Source organism: Thermococcus sp. AM4 (assembly GCF_000151205.2).
Lineage (GTDB): Archaea > Methanobacteriota_B > Thermococci > Thermococcales > Thermococcaceae > Thermococcus.
Genome location: NC_016051.1, coordinates 1597657 through 1615711 on the forward strand (window position 1 = coordinate 1597657; position 18055 = coordinate 1615711).

At 53.5% G+C, this 18055-nt stretch carries 20 protein-coding genes and 1 CRISPR repeat array; of the genes, 10 read left to right on the forward strand and 10 right to left on the reverse strand.

Translation table 11 applies throughout. The annotated features are described in order from the left end of the window. Position 1: 1 nt before the first annotated feature. Positions 2-1033, reverse strand: coding sequence for a hypothetical protein (locus tag TAM4_RS08785; RefSeq protein ID WP_014122888.1), 1032 nt, complete (start codon positions 1031-1033; stop codon positions 2-4). 13 nt (positions 1034-1046) lie between these two features. Then, positions 1047-2492: a DUF515 domain-containing protein gene (locus TAM4_RS08790; protein ID WP_014122889.1), complete on the reverse strand. Its 1446-nt coding sequence runs from the start codon at positions 2490-2492 to the stop codon at positions 1047-1049. Positions 2493-2585: 93 nt separating this feature from the next. On the opposite strand from TAM4_RS08790, the gene TAM4_RS08795 reads away from it, so the two are divergent. Genes TAM4_RS08795 through trm14 form a run of 3 tightly spaced genes read left to right on the forward strand, consistent with a single transcriptional unit; the run spans position 2586 to position 5048 of the window. Next, positions 2586-2906 carry a TIGR04076 family protein gene (locus TAM4_RS08795; protein WP_048150476.1) on the forward strand — a complete coding sequence of 107 codons (321 nt, stop codon included), beginning with the start codon at positions 2586-2588 and terminating at the stop codon, positions 2904-2906. Next, the gene (locus tag TAM4_RS08800; protein ID WP_014122891.1) at positions 2875-3945 is read left to right on the forward strand and encodes a GTPase; all 1071 of its coding nucleotides are present in this window, start codon (positions 2875-2877) and stop codon (positions 3943-3945) included. The genes TAM4_RS08795 and TAM4_RS08800 overlap by 32 nt, the downstream gene beginning before the upstream one ends. Positions 3946-3950: 5 nt before the next feature. Further along, positions 3951-5048 carry a tRNA (guanine(6)-N2)-methyltransferase gene (gene trm14 / locus TAM4_RS08805; protein ID WP_014122892.1) on the forward strand — a complete coding sequence of 366 codons (1098 nt, stop codon included), beginning with the start codon at positions 3951-3953 and terminating at the stop codon, positions 5046-5048. Here the strand turns inward: trm14 and TAM4_RS08810 are convergent. Further along, a complete protein-coding gene (locus TAM4_RS08810) occupies positions 5042-5386 on the reverse strand; it encodes a hypothetical protein (protein ID WP_014122893.1) in 345 nt (114 codons plus the stop codon). The two genes, trm14 and TAM4_RS08810, sit on opposite strands and share 7 nt — an antisense overlap. Before the next feature lie 45 nt (positions 5387-5431). Beyond that, complete coding sequence (locus TAM4_RS08815; RefSeq protein ID WP_014122894.1) at positions 5432-6109, reverse strand: fumarylacetoacetate hydrolase family protein; 678 nt, start codon at positions 6107-6109, stop codon at positions 5432-5434. Positions 6110-6201: 92 nt separating this feature from the next. On the opposite strand from TAM4_RS08815, the gene TAM4_RS08820 reads away from it, so the two are divergent. Both TAM4_RS08820 and TAM4_RS08825 read left to right on the forward strand, forming a co-directional pair. Beyond that, positions 6202-7155, forward strand: coding sequence for a hypothetical protein (locus tag TAM4_RS08820; RefSeq protein ID WP_237702078.1), 954 nt, complete (start codon positions 6202-6204; stop codon positions 7153-7155). Between the two features lie 2 nt (positions 7156-7157). Next, complete coding sequence (locus tag TAM4_RS08825) at positions 7158-8135, forward strand: hypothetical protein (protein ID WP_014122896.1); 978 nt, start codon at positions 7158-7160, stop codon at positions 8133-8135. 408 nt (positions 8136-8543) lie between these two features. On the opposite strand, the gene TAM4_RS08835 is transcribed toward TAM4_RS08825, so the two are convergent. Continuing rightward, complete coding sequence (locus TAM4_RS08835; protein ID WP_014122897.1) at positions 8544-8846, reverse strand: DUF211 domain-containing protein; 303 nt, start codon at positions 8844-8846, stop codon at positions 8544-8546. 10 nt (positions 8847-8856) lie between these two features. Continuing rightward, positions 8857-9432 (reverse strand): winged helix-turn-helix domain-containing protein, encoded by a 576-nt coding sequence (locus TAM4_RS08840; RefSeq protein ID WP_014122898.1) that lies wholly within the window; start codon positions 9430-9432, stop codon positions 8857-8859. A gap of 188 nt (positions 9433-9620) precedes the next feature. Between TAM4_RS08840 and TAM4_RS08845 the strand changes: the two genes are divergently transcribed. Both TAM4_RS08845 and TAM4_RS08850 read left to right on the forward strand, forming a co-directional pair. Continuing rightward, positions 9621-11024, forward strand: coding sequence for an acetate--CoA ligase family protein (locus TAM4_RS08845; protein ID WP_014122899.1), 1404 nt, complete (start codon positions 9621-9623; stop codon positions 11022-11024). Between the two features lie 480 nt (positions 11025-11504). Continuing rightward, a CRISPR array of direct repeats spans positions 11505-13158; the repeat unit is 30 nt; unit sequence GTTGCAATAAGACTCGAGGAGAATTGAAAG. 42 nt (positions 13159-13200) lie between these two features. Then, positions 13201-13416 carry a hypothetical protein gene (locus TAM4_RS08850; RefSeq protein WP_014122901.1) on the forward strand — a complete coding sequence of 72 codons (216 nt, stop codon included), beginning with the start codon at positions 13201-13203 and terminating at the stop codon, positions 13414-13416. On the opposite strand, the gene TAM4_RS08855 is transcribed toward TAM4_RS08850, so the two are convergent. Further along, entirely contained in the window at positions 13413-14180 is a 768-nt protein-coding gene (locus TAM4_RS08855; RefSeq protein ID WP_014122902.1) for an MBL fold metallo-hydrolase, read from the reverse strand. The two genes, TAM4_RS08850 and TAM4_RS08855, sit on opposite strands and share 4 nt — an antisense overlap. Then, positions 14177-15022, reverse strand: a complete 846-nt coding sequence (locus TAM4_RS08860; protein ID WP_014122903.1) for a DMT family transporter — start codon at positions 15020-15022, stop codon at positions 14177-14179. The genes TAM4_RS08855 and TAM4_RS08860 overlap by 4 nt, the downstream gene beginning before the upstream one ends. 366 nt (positions 15023-15388) lie before the next feature. On the opposite strand from TAM4_RS08860, the gene TAM4_RS08865 reads away from it, so the two are divergent. The 3 genes from TAM4_RS08865 to TAM4_RS08875 all read left to right on the forward strand — a co-directional run bounded on the left by TAM4_RS08865 (position 15389) and on the right by TAM4_RS08875 (position 17168). Then, a complete protein-coding gene (locus TAM4_RS08865) occupies positions 15389-15598 on the forward strand; it encodes a hypothetical protein (RefSeq protein WP_237702079.1) in 210 nt (69 codons plus the stop codon). Positions 15599-15600: 2 nt separating this feature from the next. Further along, positions 15601-15873 (forward strand): type II toxin-antitoxin system RelE/ParE family toxin, encoded by a 273-nt coding sequence (locus TAM4_RS08870; RefSeq protein WP_014122905.1) that lies wholly within the window; start codon positions 15601-15603, stop codon positions 15871-15873. A gap of 140 nt (positions 15874-16013) precedes the next feature. Beyond that, entirely contained in the window at positions 16014-17168 is a 1155-nt protein-coding gene (locus TAM4_RS08875; RefSeq protein ID WP_193386076.1) for a tryptophan--tRNA ligase, read from the forward strand. Positions 17169-17170: 2 nt separating this feature from the next. Here the strand turns inward: TAM4_RS08875 and TAM4_RS08880 are convergent, their stop codons facing one another. Continuing rightward, complete coding sequence (locus tag TAM4_RS08880) at positions 17171-17863, reverse strand: hypothetical protein (RefSeq protein ID WP_014122908.1); 693 nt, start codon at positions 17861-17863, stop codon at positions 17171-17173. 44 nt (positions 17864-17907) lie between these two features. Next, positions 17908-18051 (reverse strand): hypothetical protein, encoded by a 144-nt coding sequence (locus TAM4_RS11815; protein WP_014122909.1) that lies wholly within the window; start codon positions 18049-18051, stop codon positions 17908-17910. Positions 18052-18055 lie beyond the last annotated feature (4 nt).

The window sequence follows — 18055 nt, forward strand, 5'->3', positions numbered from 1 at the left end:
CTCACCCACGGTAATTATTCCATTCAACGCGGTAGCTTATTTCAAGGGTGTTCACGTCTTTACCCATGTACACGACCCATATCGGGAAGTCGAGGGGCTTGACGGCCGGTGCGTGGATCTCGGGCTTTTTGATCTTCGTTCCCGAGATGAGGCTGTCGGTGAGCTTGAAGAGCCCGTTGGAGGAGTTTCTGGGTTTATTCTGGGGGGTCTTGGGCGTGGTGAATCCCCTGTATCCGAGTATGAAGTTCAGGTAGTCGCTGTATTTCATGGAGTACGGGGGCTGGTAATCGGTCATCGTCGCGTTGTGGAATATCACCGGCTGGGACACCGCGAAGAACAGCGGGAACTCGACGTTCGATGTACTGTTGTCGTCAGTGCTGTCCGGGACGTCGGTGAGCTTGAATTTAACGATTCCCTCGTATTTGAGCATCTTGATGTAGCCGTCCATCGAGGGCAGAACCTCGTTGAACCTTATGACCAGCGGGTAGTTCAGGAGCTGGGGGTAAGCCACTCCGCAGATCGGATAGTTGAGGTTCTCGTAGGTGTGGATCTTTCCACCCGTGAAGGTTCCGTTCTCATAGTTCAGGATGTACAGTCCCACGTCTGTCGGGCAGGAGTCCTTGTAGTCCTTGAGCTTGATGTAGTATTTGTGGGCCTCCGTGATCGAGAACTGGACCTTAACTGTTTCGTAGGGGTAGATCCAGAACCCGACGCGGTAGTTGAGGGTGTTGTTGAGCGTCTCCGGGGAGAGCTGGTACACCATCTCCCCCCTCGTCTCGTTGAAGGTCCCGACGAGCCATTCCCCGTTGTTCTGTCTGTAAACTTTGAAGTCGTACAGGGGGTTGGCCACTATGAACTTGGGATAGGGGGCCAGATTGATGAGCGTGACGTTTACGTACATTATCAGCTGCCCGCTCAGGCCGATGTTGTTGTAGTTCTCCCCCGGAAGGTTGTAGGTTTCACTCTCGGCGAGCGCGGGAAGGGACAAGAACAACAATGAAAGGGCCAGGAGGGGAAGGAGCTTGGCTTTCATCGATCCCACCCCGTCAGCTCTTCTCGACGAGCTCGCCGATGTACACCGTGTTGATGTGGCTGAGCACGTCCGGAACGTAAACCGAGGGCACCTCGACGATCACGAGGAACGGAACTCCGTTCGGCACGTTCTGGAGCTGGAGCCTCTTCTCGAGGGCGAGTAAGTTGTCCCCGTAGTTTTCAAGCTGCTTGATGGCCTCCTCCGAACCCTGTATCTTGCCCGAGGAGATCGCCCTCATTATCTCGCCGAGGTTGACCGAGTAGTAGTACGAGGCCGAGGATGACTCGGAGTAGCTCTCGCTCGAGCTGGAGGAGCTGGAGGAGCTTCCGCCCGTTGAGACCGTTGTGTCGCCGGCGCTCGCGGAGTTCTGGCTGCTTGAGGAACTCTGGCTGTTGGAGTTGGAGTTGCTCGAGGAGCTGCTTCCCTGCTGCTCGTTCAGGTTTATTATGCCTGCGTCCGCCGGGAGGAGGACGGAATCAACGTAGCCGAGGTCCGCTATCTGAAGGTACTGCCTGTTGGTGGCGTTCTGGGCGAATATCATTATCTTTGCGCCCGGCTCGATGAATCCCCCAACAACCCTGTCCCTGGTGAGGAGGAGGGCTATCTTAACGAACTGGACCTCCTTGACGCTGTACTGCATCAGAACGGTGTAATCCTGGATCCCGGAGAGGATGGCCTTCGCCTGTTCCTTGGTGTATATCTTCTTGTGGCCGTTGAACTCGAGAACCACGTAGTCGCCTTTGATTGAGTCAACCTTGTAGGTGTAGTACTCGCGCCAGAGCTGGAGCAGGTAGGGGGTTGGGTCCGTCGAGTTGACGACGTCTATTGAGGTGGCGTTGTCGATCCTGGCAAGTAGTTCGTTCTCTATCTGAAGGGCGTGGGCCCTTATCTGGCTCGGCAGCGGCTGGGCAAGCAGGGGTTCAAACAGGAGTTTTATCTCAGTCTTCTTCTGCTCCTTGGCTTCGTTCAGGCGTTTGAGCTCCTCCTGTCTCTTTTTCTCTTCAAGCTCCGCTTTGTATTTGTTGTAGACCTGGAGGTAGGCGCTCTTTATATCGATGGAGTTGAGCTCTTCAACGCTTTTCGCCGCCTCTATCTTCGCTTTGAGCTCTCTGTACGTGGCCTGCCCGTAGCTGGTCTTCAGTATGTCCCCTTTGAAGTACGAATTCAGTTCGGCCAGCTTCCTCTGCTTTGCGTCTCTCAACTCTTTCGCCTTCTGACTTGAATACCACGAGTAAGCAGCGAACGAGACTATCAGGATCAGGATTATCAGGATTGAGGCACCGATGAGGATTCTCCTCTTCTTCTCCCTCTCCCTAATGTTGCTCAGGCGCCTTATCCTGCGGGGAGGTTTTGGTTTTGGGGAGGGCTTTGAAACGGGCGTGGGAGGCGTCTCGGGCTCGGCACTCGCCTTACCCAGCTCTCTTAACCTTCTAATCTTGGCTTCTATATCCTCGGCCACTGTGAACACCACCATAAGGGTTATCGTAATACCCTCTTGTTAAGTCAGTTAGTTTTTTGAACTCCAAGCTTTATTTAGGTTTCGGTGGGAGGGATGGAGCGATTGGAGGCCCGTGTGGTGGAAATAAGGGGCAGATGTCCCGTGTTTAAGCCAGGGGACAGGATAGTAATCGAGGGGCCCAAAGTAAAGCTCGACGAGACCGATGCAATCTGCACCCACGCCTTCGCATCACTGCTCCCCTACATCGTGGCCCTGCGAAAGGGTATTAAACCGAGCGAGCTAGGCCTCGGAAGGGGAGAGAAAGCCTACGTCCAGTGCCTCGACCCGGGACCGCCCTACACGGACGGTGGAACTGTAATCTTCGAGATAACGGTGGTTAGAGATGAAGCAGAGGAAAGCTTGGAAGGTCGTTAGGGAAGTCATAGACGAGGCCGACGTGATAGTCGAGGTAGTCGATGCGAGAGACCCCATAGGAACGCGCAACAGGAAGCTTGAAAGGCTAATCCAGGAGGAGGGCAAGCCCCTCCTTATAGTTATGAACAAGGCCGATTTGGTGCCGAAGGAGTGGGCAGAGGAGTACAAGCGGAAGAGCGAGATACCTGTAGTCTTCATATCCGCGAGGGAGAGGAAGGGAACTGGAATCCTGAGGAGGGAACTCAAAAAGCTCGCAAAGCCCCTCCTGGACGAGAAGGAGAAAGTTAAGGTGGCCCTCATAGGCTATCCCAACGTCGGTAAGAGCACGATAATAAACACCCTGAAGGGAAAACGGGCCGTCGGAACCGCCCCGATACCTGGCTACACCAAGGGGAAGCAGCTGATAAGGCTCAGCAAGAGGCTCTGGCTCCTCGACAGCCCCGGAGTCGTTCCGATAGACGACTTCGACGAGCTGGTCATTAAAGGAGGCTTCCCGGCGGATAAGATTGAGGAACCCGTCAGGCCGGCCTTAAAGCTAATCTCCAGAATCCTCGAGACGAGGAGGGAAGCCATAACGGAGAAGTTCGGCATCGAAGCCGAAAGCGAGGAGGAAATCCTCAGGCGGATAGGGGAGAAGAGGGGCCTCATAAAGGCCGGCGGAGAGGTCGATTTGGAAGAAACGGCGAGGTGGCTTCTCCGCGAATGGCAGACTGGAAGGTTTACGCTGTTCGCGAGCGAGGAGGAGAAGAGCCGGGACTTCGTCTGGGACTTCAAAGATGTCCTCGACGGCGTTGAGAGGGAACTCCTCCTCGACCCGAGGAGAATCCTCTGGCGCTATGGGGATGAGCTGAGAGAAAAGCTCGACAACCAGAAGAGGGCGGGAGTGAGGGAAATCGAGGGGATAACGGTGGGCATAGCGACGGGCTTCAAGAAGTGCGACTCGGCTTTGAAGTTCCTCGAAGAATTAACGGGAAAGAGCGCCATCGCGAGCGAGTGCTTCGGGAAGAAGTGGAAGGGAGTTATAGCGATACTGGAGTGATGGATATGAGGCTAATCCTAACCACTTCACGGGGAATAGAGGACTTCGCGAGGGCCGAGGTCGAGAGGCTCCTCTCGGGCCTTGGAGTTCCGTTTCGGGTGGAGGAGAAGCCCCTCGGCGTCGAGGGAAGGGTCTTGGCCGAGGTCGATAAAGCGTTTTACACCGACGAGAAGGGACGGAAGAGAGAGCTGAGCGTTTCAACCTACCTGAACGAGCGTTCGAGGCTTCTCCACAGGGTTATAGTCGAGATAGCGAGCGAGCGCTTCGAGGGGATAACCGATGAGGAGCCGGAAAAGGCTTTGAAGAGGATTGAGAAATTCGTGGCTTCACTTCCGGTGGAAAGGTACGTTAAGGTAAGCGAGAGCTTCGCGGTGAGGAGTTTCCGCAAGGGCGAGCACAAGATTACAAGCGTTGATATCGCGAAAACCGTTGGAAAGGCTATATTCGAGCGTTTGGAGCGCTTCGGAACGCCAAAGGTGAACCTCGACCACCCAGCGGTAATCTTCAGGGCCGAGCTGATTGGCGAGGCCTTCTTCCTGGGGATTGACACGACAGGCGACAGCTCTCTCCACAAGAGGCCGTGGAGGGTTTACGACCACCCGGCCCATTTAAAGGCCAGCATAGCGAACGCGCTGATTGAGCTGGCCGAACCGGACGGCGGGCCATTCATAGACCCCTTTTGCGGGTCCGGAACGATTCCGATAGAGCTCGCCCTACGGGACTACGATGGGAGGATAATCGGCCTCGAGAAGTTCAGGAAGCACCTGAACGGCGCCAGGATGAACGCCCTCTCCGCCGGAGTGCTGGATAGAATAGAGTTCGTCCTCGGCGATGCGACGAGGCTAAGTGAATACGTCGAGAGCGTGGACTTCGCGGTCAGCAATCTGCCCTACGGGCTAAAGATAGGGAGTAAGAGCGCCATTCCGAAGCTCTACATGGACTTTTTCGGGGAGCTTGCAAAGGTTCTGGAGAAGAGGGGAGTCTTCATAACGACGGAGAAGAGGGCGATAGAGAGGGCAATAGAGGAGAACGGCTTCCAAATCAAGCACCACCGCCTAATAGGGCACGGCGGGCTGATGGTGCATACCTACGTGATTCAATGACCCCTCAGCTCGATATCGAGCTTCGCAGTCTCGTTTCCGGGGTTTTTAATTACCACCTTCCATTTGCCTTCCGGCAGGGAAACGACCGTATCAACCTTGGTCCTCATGCCAAAGTCCTTGAGGACGCCGCTGTCGCCGACTATCTTAACCTCGACTGGGACGTTGGAGCTCACTTTTACGGTTAGATTCACAGGGCCCTTGAAGGGGTAGACGAGCTCGGCACCCGGGGACAGCGTTTTCCCCTTGGAGTAAACGAAGTTGCCGCCCTTGAGACAGCCCGCTGAAAACACCACGAAGACCGCCAACAGGAACGCAATCCCCGCCTTCAACCGCCCCATTCAAACCACCGGAAAAGGTAAGAAGTTGAAATTTAAAAGAGTTTCTCAGCACAGAATCGAATCCTCGCTCAGGACGTCGAACTCGACCCTTCCGATGCCCTCAATCCACGCTTCAATTTTATCCCCGTGCCTCAGCGGGCCGATTCCTGCCGGTGTTCCGGTCGCGATTATGTCCCCGGGATCGAGCGTCATAACGGAGCTTATGTACTCTATGAGCTCGGGAACCTTGAAGACCATCTCGCCCGTTCTTCCGAGCTGTCTAAGTTTGCCGTTCACCTTCAGGCCGATTTCGAGGTCGTCTATCTTCAGCTCGCGCTTATCCACGACCCTCGGGCCGACGGGAGCGAAGGTGTCGAAGCCCTTGGCAATCGTCCAAGGAAGGCCCTTCTCCCTCGCCTCGGCCTGGAGGTCTCTCGCCGTAATGTCAAGCAGAATCGTGTAGCCGAGGACGTAATCCATGGCTTTCTCCGCCGGAACTCTCTTCGCGCGCTTCCCGATTATAACCGCCAGCTCGACCTCGTGGTCAACCCTCTTGCTCATTCTGGGAAGGATTATCGGCTCGCCAGGACCGATGAGCGCACTCGGGGGCTTGAGGAAGAAGACCGGTTTTTTGGGAATGTCGCTCTCCATCTCCCTCGCGTGCTCGGCGTAGTTCTTGGCGAGGGCTATTATTTTGCTCGGGCGTAGCTCATAGAAGCCGTCCATGTAAGGCAACCTGACCATGCCATCACCGTTCTGAGTTCTAGGGAGGCGAATTAAACCTTGCCATACGAGGGGCAAAAGTAATAAGGGGGAACGCCGAATGTAGAACGGTGGTGATCGTGAAGAAGGTCCTCGTGAAGGAAAACCCAATCGGCCTCATGGTTATGGGTGTGGTGTTCGCCCTGTTTTTTGCGTTCATAGCCACCTCCGTTCTCAGCTCCTTCGGCTCTTTTGCACCCGCCGGCTTTGGAATAGCGTTCATCCTCTTTCCCCTCCTCTTTGTGGGTATCCTCGTCTTCGTTGGAGGCAGACTGCTGGCAGGGGGAAAGAAGGCTTCCAGCCTGTTCAGCCAGGCCACCGTCTCGGAAACCTCAATCAGCTTTCCGGAAGAGCTTGAGTACGAGGTTGGAAGGGTTTTCCTTGAAGGTTACTGGACCTACACCACGACGAGCACGGGGAGTGGAACAACGAGCAGCCGAAACTACCGCACGAGAAGGAGTTTCAGGCCCGCCGGCAGGGGTCGCGGCCTTGAGGTTGAGCTGCCAAGGGAACCCTTCAGGGTCGAGCTTAGAGCCGATGGAACCGGAACAATCGATGCCCCGGCCATAAGGATCCTCAGCGAGCCCTACAGGAATGCCCTCGTTATCTTTCTGACCGACGAAGGCGTGGTTAATGGAGAGGGGAGCCTTGACCTCAGCAGGGGAAACGACATGGCCCAGGTTACGTTCAGGGGCGAGGGGAAAATGCTCAGGGGAAGCGTCTGGGCGGAGCTCTCCAAGGCGAGAGGGGTTAGGGTTGAGTACGGCCTTGATAAACTATGGAAAACAGTGGCGAAGGGAAAGGGGAGCTTTGAGTTCTCATTCTCCACCCTCCCGCAGGAGAAGATCCTGATCTTCTCCCATTACAACACGGTCACGCCTCTTGCGATCCTTAAAAAGCTGTGGAGCGGTCCGGTGATTCTCGGCCATGGGACCTTTGAGCTCAAAGCGGTTCTTGACATACCCTTGGGAAGGGACGTCGTTGAACGGGCAACCTTTGAAGTTGAGCCTCCCAGAGGGGAGGGCTGAGGATGAGGATTGTTCCCCTTTCCTTCAAGTTCCTTCCCCGTTTTTCCACGCTCGCGGCCCTCGCCCTGCTCTCTTCTGCCGTGCTCTTGAAGCTGTACCTTTCTCACTTTGAACCGCCTGTGAACATAGGTAGTGAGGATAAGCTCCTAATTGGAGTAGCCTTCCTGATCCTTGCGACCACTGTCGGATGGATCATCTCCCAGAGCCGCAGAGCCTTTTCCTTTGCGGGTGCCGTATCTGTCTCTGGGAATTCTCTCGTTCTCCCGGAGGAGGTCAAATACGAAACGGGTCGGCTTCTCCTCGAGGGGCACTCCTATTACACGGGAAGGGGGAGGCACTACCGGATTGAGAGGAGGTTCGCTAGGTTTTCCTCAGGGAGGGGAACCGAGATTGTTCCTCCCTGGGACGAGTTCTCCGTCGAGATAAACGGGGATGGGCGCGGATACCTCAACGCACCGGCGGTGCTCATAAAAACAGGGAGGTACTCCGGGTTGGTCTTGATATTCTTCACCTCAAGGAGCGAAACCTGCTTTCGAGATACCATGCACCTTGAGATAAATGGGGATAAGGCAACGGTTGAGTACAGCTTTGATGGAAGTGTCCTTGGAGGCACTGTCAATTCGTGGCTCTCGAAGGCGAGGGGAGTCAGGCTCTACCTCTCCGGCGGAGGCGGTGAAGTTAAGAAAAAGCTCGGAGAGGGCAGGGAGTTTGAGTTCCATTGCCGACTCCTCCCAGAGGAGGACACGGTTCTTGTTGCTCCCTTCCGCTTCATTACTCCCATGATGATACTGGGCAACCTCGGTAGGTTTTTACCGTCCCCACGAGAGGGCCTTCTCCTCGGGCACGGAACGTACGAGCTGAAGGCTGTTCTGGACGTACCTTTCGGTAGGGACGTCGTTGAGAAAGCTGAATTTCGGGTTGAACTGAAGAAGGAAGGGAAGGTAGAAAAGAGGGAAAGGAGCGAGTTCGAGAAGGAGTAGGGATTCTGGGATTAAACTCAAGACTTCACTTTCTTTTCAAAAACTCTAATTATCCACTCCATCTCACTTGAAACAGGGGGTTCGTTGGATAGTTCCACAACAAATCTTGAGCCATGTGGCAATTTTTCAGTCTTTGTGTACAAGTACAATCGTTCTCGTTCCCCAAACCCATAAGAAAACAGAAAATCGGACATTGGGGGAGATATAATCCTAATTTGAATGACCTCCACTGTAGGGTATTTTTCCTGGAGATTTTCAAGCAGGATTTCAAAGACTTTCTTGACGTTACTGTCATCAGTTCTTCTCAAAAAGGGATTTGGAGAAAAGTCAAAAACAATGAGTCTTGAATCCTCAATAAAACACCTAGGGCTCGGTTATTATTAAAACCTCCCTCATTGCAAACTTCCCCTACTCCTCCAGTTTGTCCTGGGGGGTTTCCTCCTCCTCAACTATACGCCTGCCGGCCGCTACCATATCTATGCTGTGGACAACCCCTCCGAACTCCTCTATGGTCTGGACGATCTCTTCATAATCGAGGTCGTCTCCGACGACGGTTATTTTAACGTTCTCGGTCTCCTTGTCTATCTCAACCAGCGTTATGTTCACGCCCTCAACTCCCTCGAGCTCGCTCAAACCGAGCGCCAGCTCCGTAACGATGGGCTGGTGGGGCTTGAGAACGTCGAGAACCAGGAGCCTTATCCCCTTACCCATGACGCATCCCCTACTTCCTCAGGATCTCGCCGAGCTTTTTAAGCAGCTCCAGAACCTCATCGTCCCTGCCCATCCTCGCCATGGCGAGCCACTCTATGGCGTGGATTATGTCCTCGTTTGAGAAGTCCTTGAGCTTGTCCTCGTTCTCCTCCATCTCCCTGGAGATCTCCGTCTTGTACTGGTGCTCCTTCTTGAGGAGCTCGTCCATAACGTTGAGGAGCTCGGCGTCGTCGAACTCGTAGCCGAGGGCCTTGAAGATCTCCAGCTTGGTCTTGAGCCTCGAGCGGGCGAAGTAGCGCAGCTCTTCATCGCCGAGGTAGAGGTTGATGTAGAAAGCGTCGGCGGTTCTTCCGTAGTACTTCTCGATGAGGTTGCCCTTCATCTCCGTCCTCTTGACCTCAACCAAACCCGCTTCCTTGAGCTTTTCGATGTGGTGGTATATCGTCTGTGGGGTCTTTCCGAGGATCTCGCTCAGCTGTGAGATCGTCATCTCCCTGTTCCTGAGCAGGGAGAGGATCTTCCGCCTCGTGTCCTCGAGCATAAGCTTAATAACCTCTGGGTCGGTGATAACCTTCACCTTGGCCATTGCCCTCACCAATTTAAACGCTTTAACGTTTGTATGAGCGTTCGGCAATATAACTCTTTTGCTCTATAGTGCAAGACGTGATTTTACAAAGATAAAGAGGTCCACCGGTACCGCTCGATAAACGGATAAAATATCCATAACGCGAAAGCTTATATACGCCCTCCGAAAAGCCTTCAGGGGGTGGTGTCATGGAGAGCCTCGACTTCCTGTTTTACCCGAAGAGCGTCGCTGTCATAGGAGCCTCGCACGTGCCAGGGAAGGTTGGAAACGCCATAATGCGCTCGATAACGCTCCGCTTCAACGGCAAGGTCTACGCCGTCAACGTCAAGGGCGGTGAAATTGAGGTCAACGGGAAGAAGTTCAAGGTCTATCGGAGCATCAAGGAGATTCCCGACGAGATTGATGTGGCGGTCATCGCGGTTCCGGCCAAGTTCGTGCCGGACGTCATAGACGAGTGCGGTGAGAAGGGCGTCAAAGGTGCCATCGTTATCTCCGCCGGCTTCAAGGAGGCCGGAAGGGCCGACCTCGAGGAGGAACTCGTTAAGCGCGCCAGGAAGTGGGGCATTCGCGTCGTCGGGCCGAACTGCCTCGGTGTTACGAACCTTGAGAACGGCTTCGACTGTAACTTCAACCCGCCCGAGAGGCAGGCCAGACCGCCCTTCGGAAAGGTCGCCTTCATGAGCCAGAGCGGGGCCTTCGGAGCGGCAATCCTCGACTGGGCGGCCAGGGAAAAGATAGGAATGAGCAAGTTCATCAGCCTCGGCAACATGGCCGACCTCGACGAGAGCGACTTCATGGACTACCTCGGCGACGACGAGAAGACCGGAGTTATAACCGGCTACCTTGAGGGCGTCAAGGACGGAAGGAAGTTCCTCGAGACGGCAAAGCGCGTTACCCTCAAGAAGCCCGTCGTGATTCTCAAGAGCGGAAGGACCGAGGCAGGAGCCAAGGCCGCCGCAAGCCACACAGGCTCACTCGCGGGTTCCTACGCGATTTACAGGGCGGCCTTTGAGCAGAGCGGTGTTCTGGAAGCGACCACGATGAGACAGCTCTTCAACTACGCGAAGGTCTTAGCTATGCAGAAGCCGGCCAAGGGCGACCGCGTCGCGATAGTCACCAACGGCGGTGGAGCAGGAGTCATGATGAGCGACGGCCTGCTCGAGCGCGGTTTGAAGATGGCGGAGCTTAGCGAGGAGACGCTGAAGAAGTTCGAGGAGGACGTCAAGGCCGGAAAGCTTCCTGCTCACATGTCCTACAAGAACCCGATTGACGTCATAGGCGATGCCCCGTCGAGCAGGTACGAGATAGCCATGCGCTACGCCCTCGAAGACCCGAACGTCGATGTTCTCGTCGTCATCGCGCTCTTCCAGAGCCCTGCCCTCGACGAGGGAATCATTGACGCGGTCGAGAGAATGAAGGCCTACGGCAAGCCGATTGTCTTCGTTGCCCCCGGTGGAGACTTCCCGCACAAGATGGCTAGGAACATCGAGCAGAAGGGCATTCCGGTCTACGAGACCACCGAGGATGCCGTTGACGCCGTCTACGCCCTCGTCAAGTACGGCGAGTGGCTCAGGGAGAACGGAAAGCTCTGAGCCCCTTTCTTCTATTATCATGCTCAAACCACTGTATTTCAGGAAAAATAACCTTTAACGGCTGTTTTTGTTCAGTAAAGTCATTTCAAAGCCCTGGAGATGAATTTCAACTGTTTCGAAAACATAACATCCTGTAACAATGTCAATCACCTAATGTAACGAATTTTCTTCAGAACATAGAGCAGACGACTTCCGCCCCCCTAATCCGGATGAAACCTGTTTAAAATTGTTCGTTTCTGGCTTAGAGCCTGTTTAATGTTCGGCCTTGAAAATTCTCCCCTTTTGAAGCTTTGGAGATCAACTGCATTTCGACCTCGATTTTGTCATCTCGGAACATTAGGACCAGGCTAGCCGATTGGAGGTGTTTCAGAGCTTCAATCCGAGTTCCCTCATGATCGTTTCAAGACCGATTTCTAGAAAGGCTTAAATATCGGGGCGTTCTTATTTCTTCGTTGGGCGAAAGGGCGAATTTCGCGCCCTGTTGCAATAAGACTCGAGGAGAATTGAAAGTCGATATAGAGGGTCACGGCGCTCATCGGGGTTAGGTTGCAATAAGACTCGAGGAGAATTGAAAGTGATTCCATCAATCGCGGTTAAATTCGCGGGCATCCAGTTGCAATAAGACTCGAGGAGAATTGAAAGTGACGTTGTAGCTCTGCAGGGGCAGAGTGAAGCTCACCCCGTTGCAATAAGACTCGAGGAGAATTGAAAGAGACTTCATGGCGGGCACTCAGAAACCACTTGTGCTTAGTTGCAATAAGACTCGAGGAGAATTGAAAGGTGTAACCCCGAGGAAGTCCGCTATCCATTCGGTCAAAGTTGCAATAAGACTCGAGGAGAATTGAAAGGACAAAGCATATTCGTTGCAAGCGTTGACCTTAAGGGTTGCAATAAGACTCGAGGAGAATTGAAAGAACCGTTTCGCTTCCTTCTTGCATGGTTCCCACATCCGTTGCAATAAGACTCGAGGAGAATTGAAAGTTTTCAGCAACAACAAAGCAACTAAATCAGATGAAAGTTGCAAGTTGCAATAAGACTCGAGGAGAATTGAAAGTATTCTGTGGGCTCGGTAGGGAGTAGGATTATTTTTGTTGCAATAAGACTCGAGGAGAATTGAAAGTTCAAAATAGTGGGCAATTTCTGCGGGGATTTTGTCAGTTGCAATAAGACTCGAGGAGAATTGAAAGAAGCTCGGCGAGAGCATCTCAATCTCTCTCAGCGCGCCGTTGCAATAAGACTCGAGGAGAATTGAAAGGGAACCACCCTCTGCCAATGATTTTATCGTCTTCGTGTTGCAATAAGACTCGAGGAGAATTGAAAGCAGATACCGATATATTTGTATGTCTACGACGCAGATAAGTTGCAATAAGACTCGAGGAGAATTGAAAGTTTGATAGCTCCGGCGCGCTTCAAATATCTCTCGACGCGTTGCAATAAGACTCGAGGAGAATTGAAAGCCAGATGTGTCCCTCGACGTGGGCATCTGGTAGGCCAAGCGTTGCAATAAGACTCGAGGAGAATTGAAAGTGAGACTAATCAGGAAAAGCGGGATCAGATAGGCGAAAAGGTTGCAATAAGACTCGAGGAGAATTGAAAGTACGGGACATTAGTTACGACAAAAAGAGTTCAGGGAAGTTGCAATAAGACTCGAAGAGAATTGAAAGGGGGTTTTTAAACGAAGCGGGAACCTCAGCGGAGATAGTTGCAATAAGACTCGAGGAGAATTGAAAGCGAAGACGAAGATGGCGCCCTCTATGCCCTTGAGACCCGTTGCAATAAGACTCTAGGAGAATTGAAAGGGGTGATATGACTGTCAGCGTTGAAATGTACCCCTCTTGTTGCAATAAGACTCCAGGAGAATTGAAAGACGACTAATCGAAAGCTTTCGATAGTACTCCATTCACGTTGCAATAAGACTCTAGGAGAATTGAAAGTGTCGGGGTCGCTGATCTCTGCGATAATGTAGTTCTGTTGCAATAAGACTCTAGGAGAATTGAAAGCGGTAGCTTCTTCCTGGCTCTGATCCCAAGTAACTACGTTGCAATAAGACTCTAGGAGAATTGAAAGTTTTCTCTGTGTATGTAGACCCTCATGTATCCCTCCTGTTGCAATAAGACTCTAAGAGAGAAGACCAAAATGTCGCAAAATATTTAATCCCAGAGTTCAAAGTGCGTACATGAGCCTCGGAAGGAAAATCAAATCGTTCGTCGAGGACTTCAAAGTTGTAATCCTGCTCCTCATGATACCGGTTCTCCTAATCCTGTTCCGGTTGCTCCTCACGGCATCGTACATCCTAACCGGAGGCTACCTCCTCGGGATCATCGCAATCCTGCTCGTACTGCTCGGCATCGGATGGATCCTGAAGCCGGCGGACGTAGAGAGACGCATCTAAATCTCAACCCACGTGAAGTCCCTCGCAACCTCGCCCGGAATTCCGGCTTCCCTGACCTTCTTCTCCAGGACCTCGTGAGGATAGTTGCTGTGGCTTATATGCGCGAAGACGGTGTAGCCTGCCCCGACCCTCTTCGCCAGCTCTATCGCCTCCCTGACCCCGAGGTGCGAGCCGGGAATGGCTTCCCTGTGGGTCATCTCCGCTATCAAAAGGTCGGCTCCCTTCATGAGCTTTATTGCTTTTTCGTCCTTCAGAATCTCCGGCCCGGTGTCGCCGGTTATCGCTATCCTCTTCCCCTTCACCTCTATGACGAAGCCACCGGCCGTTACCGTGTGGGTAACGGGAAAGTGAACTACCCTCATCTTCCCGATTCTTGTCTCCTCCCAGAACTCAAGCTCGTTGTAGGCCCACTCGTGCCCCTCCGGACTTTCCGAGCCGAAGGCCAGCCTCGCTAAGCTTTTCGCGACTTCCAGTGCTTCCCTGTGGGAGTAGAAAGAGATGCGCTTGAAGACCTGGAGCTCGGGCAGGCCGAAAACGTGGTCGAAGTGGCCGTGCGTTATTAAAACCTGCTCTACTTCCCTGTTCAGCCTCTCCAGGTGGTAGTGCAGGTCTGGACTCGGGTCTACGAGCGTTCCCTCGAAGTAGAGCGAGAATCGCGTTCTCCTTAAGGCCGGATTAATCCTCGCCCGCGAACAGTTCTCGCAGGTGCAGAGTGGCTTTGGTGTCCCGCTGTATGAACCTGAGCCGAGAATCACGACCTTCATTCCCTCACCCCGCTCTCCTCTCTGCTCACAACTAGCGTTCCAAGGATTATTAAGGCTAAGCCCGCGAGGTGATAGAAGGTTACCCTCTCGCCGAGGAGCGCAATCGAGACGAGCCCCGTCAGAGCGGGCGCGGGCGTTAAAATGGCCGTCGCCTTCGAGAGGTTAATCCGCGCTATCGCCAAATACCAGAGGCTCTGGGTGAGCGCTATTATCAGCCCCTCCGCCAGCGCGAGCTTCGTGAAGGCGAAGCCGGTAATAAAGGCTGGAACGAGGAGGAGAAGCCCGCCGGAGGTGTTCCTCAATGTCGCTATCGTCACCGGGCTGTAATCGGTTCTCTTGGCTATTGCGTGCCCGAGCTGCCAGAAGAGGGGAGTTAGGAGTAGTAGGATGTCGCCCTTCAGGAGCTCCGGCCTCTTTCCCTGCGCGACCACGAGGAAGACGCCCGTGATGAGTGCCAGGGCCGAAACTACTGCCCTTCCGCTTATCCTCTCCCCCAGGAGGAGCCACGAGATGAGGAAGGAGTAGAAGACCTCGAAGCGCGTGAGTATTGCCGAATTAATCGCCGTACTCAGCCTCGTCCCGTAGGCGAAGAGAGAATATGCCACCGCCGTCGCGAAAAGGCCCGTTAGAAATGCCTTTCTTAGCTCGGCCGGCCTCTCCCGGATTTCTCTCGCCTGACCGCCGAGCAGTATAACCGGCCAGAGGATTAGCGAGGCTATTAAAGCGGACAGAGAGGCGAAGGCGAATGGATTAACTGGATTGGCTTTGATTACGACCGGCTCGAGGCCGAGCAGGAGCAGTACGACAAACGCTAACAGCGTCCCCTCTGTTTCGCGGTCCATGGGCGGAGTTGGAAGGTGAGGTTTTTATGGGCTTCTCTACCCACCGCGAGGTCGAAGGCCAGCTCAGGGCTTTCTTTTTCCAAATCTTTTTCGCGATTATTCCATAGTGCTTCTCATAGCTCTCCAATCAACGAGCTCGGCTTTCTTTTCGAGCTGTTTTAAAACTCTCCTAGCCTTTCTCGCCGTCAGATCCCTCTATTACAAAGTTTTGAGCTCATCCTGACGGTTGACAAATTCTCCAAACACAATTATATAAACGTGATTAGAGTTTTTATTCTGAGAGAGTTGGTTTGAGCATTGAATCCCTCAGGATTATAGCCCTATATCAAAACTCTTTTAGGCCCTTCTTCTTAATACGGCACGGTGGTGAGCTTGGAGAAAGTGAGTGAAACAACTGTTGAGCTCGTGCTGACCGAACTTAAGCGCATAAGGCGTGAGCTCCAGCGACTTGAGGACCTTCTTATGGATGAGAGCCCTGAATTGAATGAAGATGAACTCGAAGAGCTCCTGAGGGAAGCCAGAGATGAGTCCATTGGATGGGTCAAACTTGAAGATCTGCCAAAGCCGGAGGATTGAGAATGAGTTTCTCGGTTGAGGTTCATCCCCGCGTTGCCAAAGTGCTCTCAAAGCTGAAGCCAGCCCACTACCAGCGAATTTACGACTTTTTGTCCCTTCTCCAGGAGGAGCCAGTCCCTTCGAGTTTATACGACGTGAAGAAGCTTAAAGGTACGGGAGACCTCTCCGTTTACCGTGTGCGCGTTGGTGATTACCGTCTGATTTATGTTGTTGATTGGAGCAACTCAAGAATTAGGGTTCTCCGGCTTGAGCGGAGGGGCTCGGCTTATAAATGAATTCCCTCACTTTCCAAAAACTTTAAATTCTCCTCTCCCCTTTCTCTTCCCATGCTCGGTGGTCGTTTTTGGCTTTGGTGAGGTCCATCTCTTCTGCACCGCCTTAGCCATGAGTTTCGTTTCCACTGGAAATGGAGGTGTTGGAATTGGAGTTTAAGGTTACCCCCTGGGACGTTGAAGGTTTGGTCGACTACAACAAGCTGATAGAGCAGTTCGGAACCAGCCCGCTGACTGACGAGCTGCTTGAGAAGACGGCAAGGCTCACGAAGAGAGAACTGCCGATTTACTTCCGCAGGCGCTTCTTCTTCTCCCACAGGGACTACGACAAGGTTCTGGCCGACTACGAGAGCGGAAGGGGCTTCTTCCTGTACACGGGAAGGGGTCCGAGCGGGCCGATGCACATAGGCCACATAATCCCCTTCTACGCCACCAAGTGGCTACAGGAGAAGTTCGGCGTCAACCTCTACATACAGATAACCGACGACGAGAAGTTCCTCTTCAAGAATCTGACCTTAGATGAAACCAAGCGCTGGGCATACGAGAACATTTTAGATATAATCGCGGTCGGCTTCGACCCGGACAAGACCTTCATCTTCCAGGACAGCGAGTTCACGAAGATTTACGAGATGGCCCTCCCGATAGCGAAGAAAATAAACTACTCGATGGCCAAAGCGGTCTTCGGCTTCAGCGAGCAGAGCAAGATTGGAATGATTTTCTACCCGGCCATACAGGCGGCACCGACCTTTTTCGAGAAGAAGCGCTGTTTAATTCCAGCGGCAATTGACCAGGACCCCTACTGGAGGCTCCAGAGGGACTTCGCCGAGAGCCTCGGCTACTACAAAACCGCCGCTTTGCACTCGAAGTTCGTTCCGCCGCTGACGGGCCTCGAGGGCAAGATGAGCGCCAGCAAGCCTGAAACCGCCGTCTATCTCACCGACGACCCCGAGGAGGCTGGAAAGAAAATCTGGAAGTTCGCCTTGACTGGCGGTCAGCCGACGCTCAAAGAGCAGAGGGAGAAGGGCGGAAACCCGGAGAAGTGCGTCGTCTTCAAGTGGCTGGAGATTTTCTTCGAGGAGGACGACAAGAAGCTCATGGAGCGCTACCACGCGTGTAAAGCGGGAGAGCTGACCTGTGGAGAGTGCAAGCGCTACCTCATAAAGAAGGTGCAGGAGTTCCTGAAGGAGCACCAGAAGAAGCGCAAGGAGGCCGAGAGGATGGTGGAGAAGTTCAAGTACACCGGCGAGCTTGCCCGTGAGCAGTGGGAGAAGGCGATTCCTGAGCCGTTGAAGAAGTGAAATCAGGGGCGGCCTGGAAGGCCGTTCCTTATCTTTCTAAGTTCCTGGTAAACCCTCCTTGCGAGTTCAACCTCTCCGCGGGTTCTTTCCGTTATGCTCTTGTATTCTTCCACGTCGTAGAGCTCCCACACGGTTGTGCCGCTCGGCTTTCTTTCCCCGTCTCTGAGAAGGTTCTTGACAGCCCAGTTCTGAGATACAGGGGCGAGCACATTCGGGTTCCTGTTCTCGGGAATCATCGGGGCCGAGGTGACGCTGAGGTCAAAGTGCCTCAGTTTGAAGTAGGTGTCGTAGAGCCGCTCTGGCTCGGCTATCCTGTGAATCTGGCTCCTGGCGAAGAGCACAGGTATATCAAGGCGCGTTATCCCGAAGCCCGCCACTATCGGCTCCGTCAGTCTGGGATCTCCGCCCAGCAGTTCCCATCGCGTCCAGCTCTCCCTGAAGTAGAGGTAGATTTTCTCCAAGAGGTTCTTCTCTTGTTCCGTCGTGTCCCTGCCTTCCATGTCCCATATCCAGAACTCCTCCTTTTCCTCCAGCCTGTCCTCTATGGGGAAGTACCTCTGGAAGACGCCCCCGATGACGAAGCTTCCATCCAGGTATGGGTTAGCCTTCAGTCCGGGTTGGTTTCTGTACTCTTTGGGGACGTAGTACTCGATGTCGAAGAAGATTACGTGGGTGACCTCGCGTTTAAACTTCATCTTAGGAACCCCCTACTTTGCAACGTAAAATGAAAAGGTGTAGGTCATTTCTTCGAGTTCCTCGAGGCGGCGCTCATAGCCCTGGACTTGAAGCCTCCGTCAGCTTTGATGGCCCTGCCACTATCAACTGCGCTCTGGATTCTCCTCGCGGCTTCCCAGGTCATGGGTTTGGAGCCCTTCTTTCCCATCGTA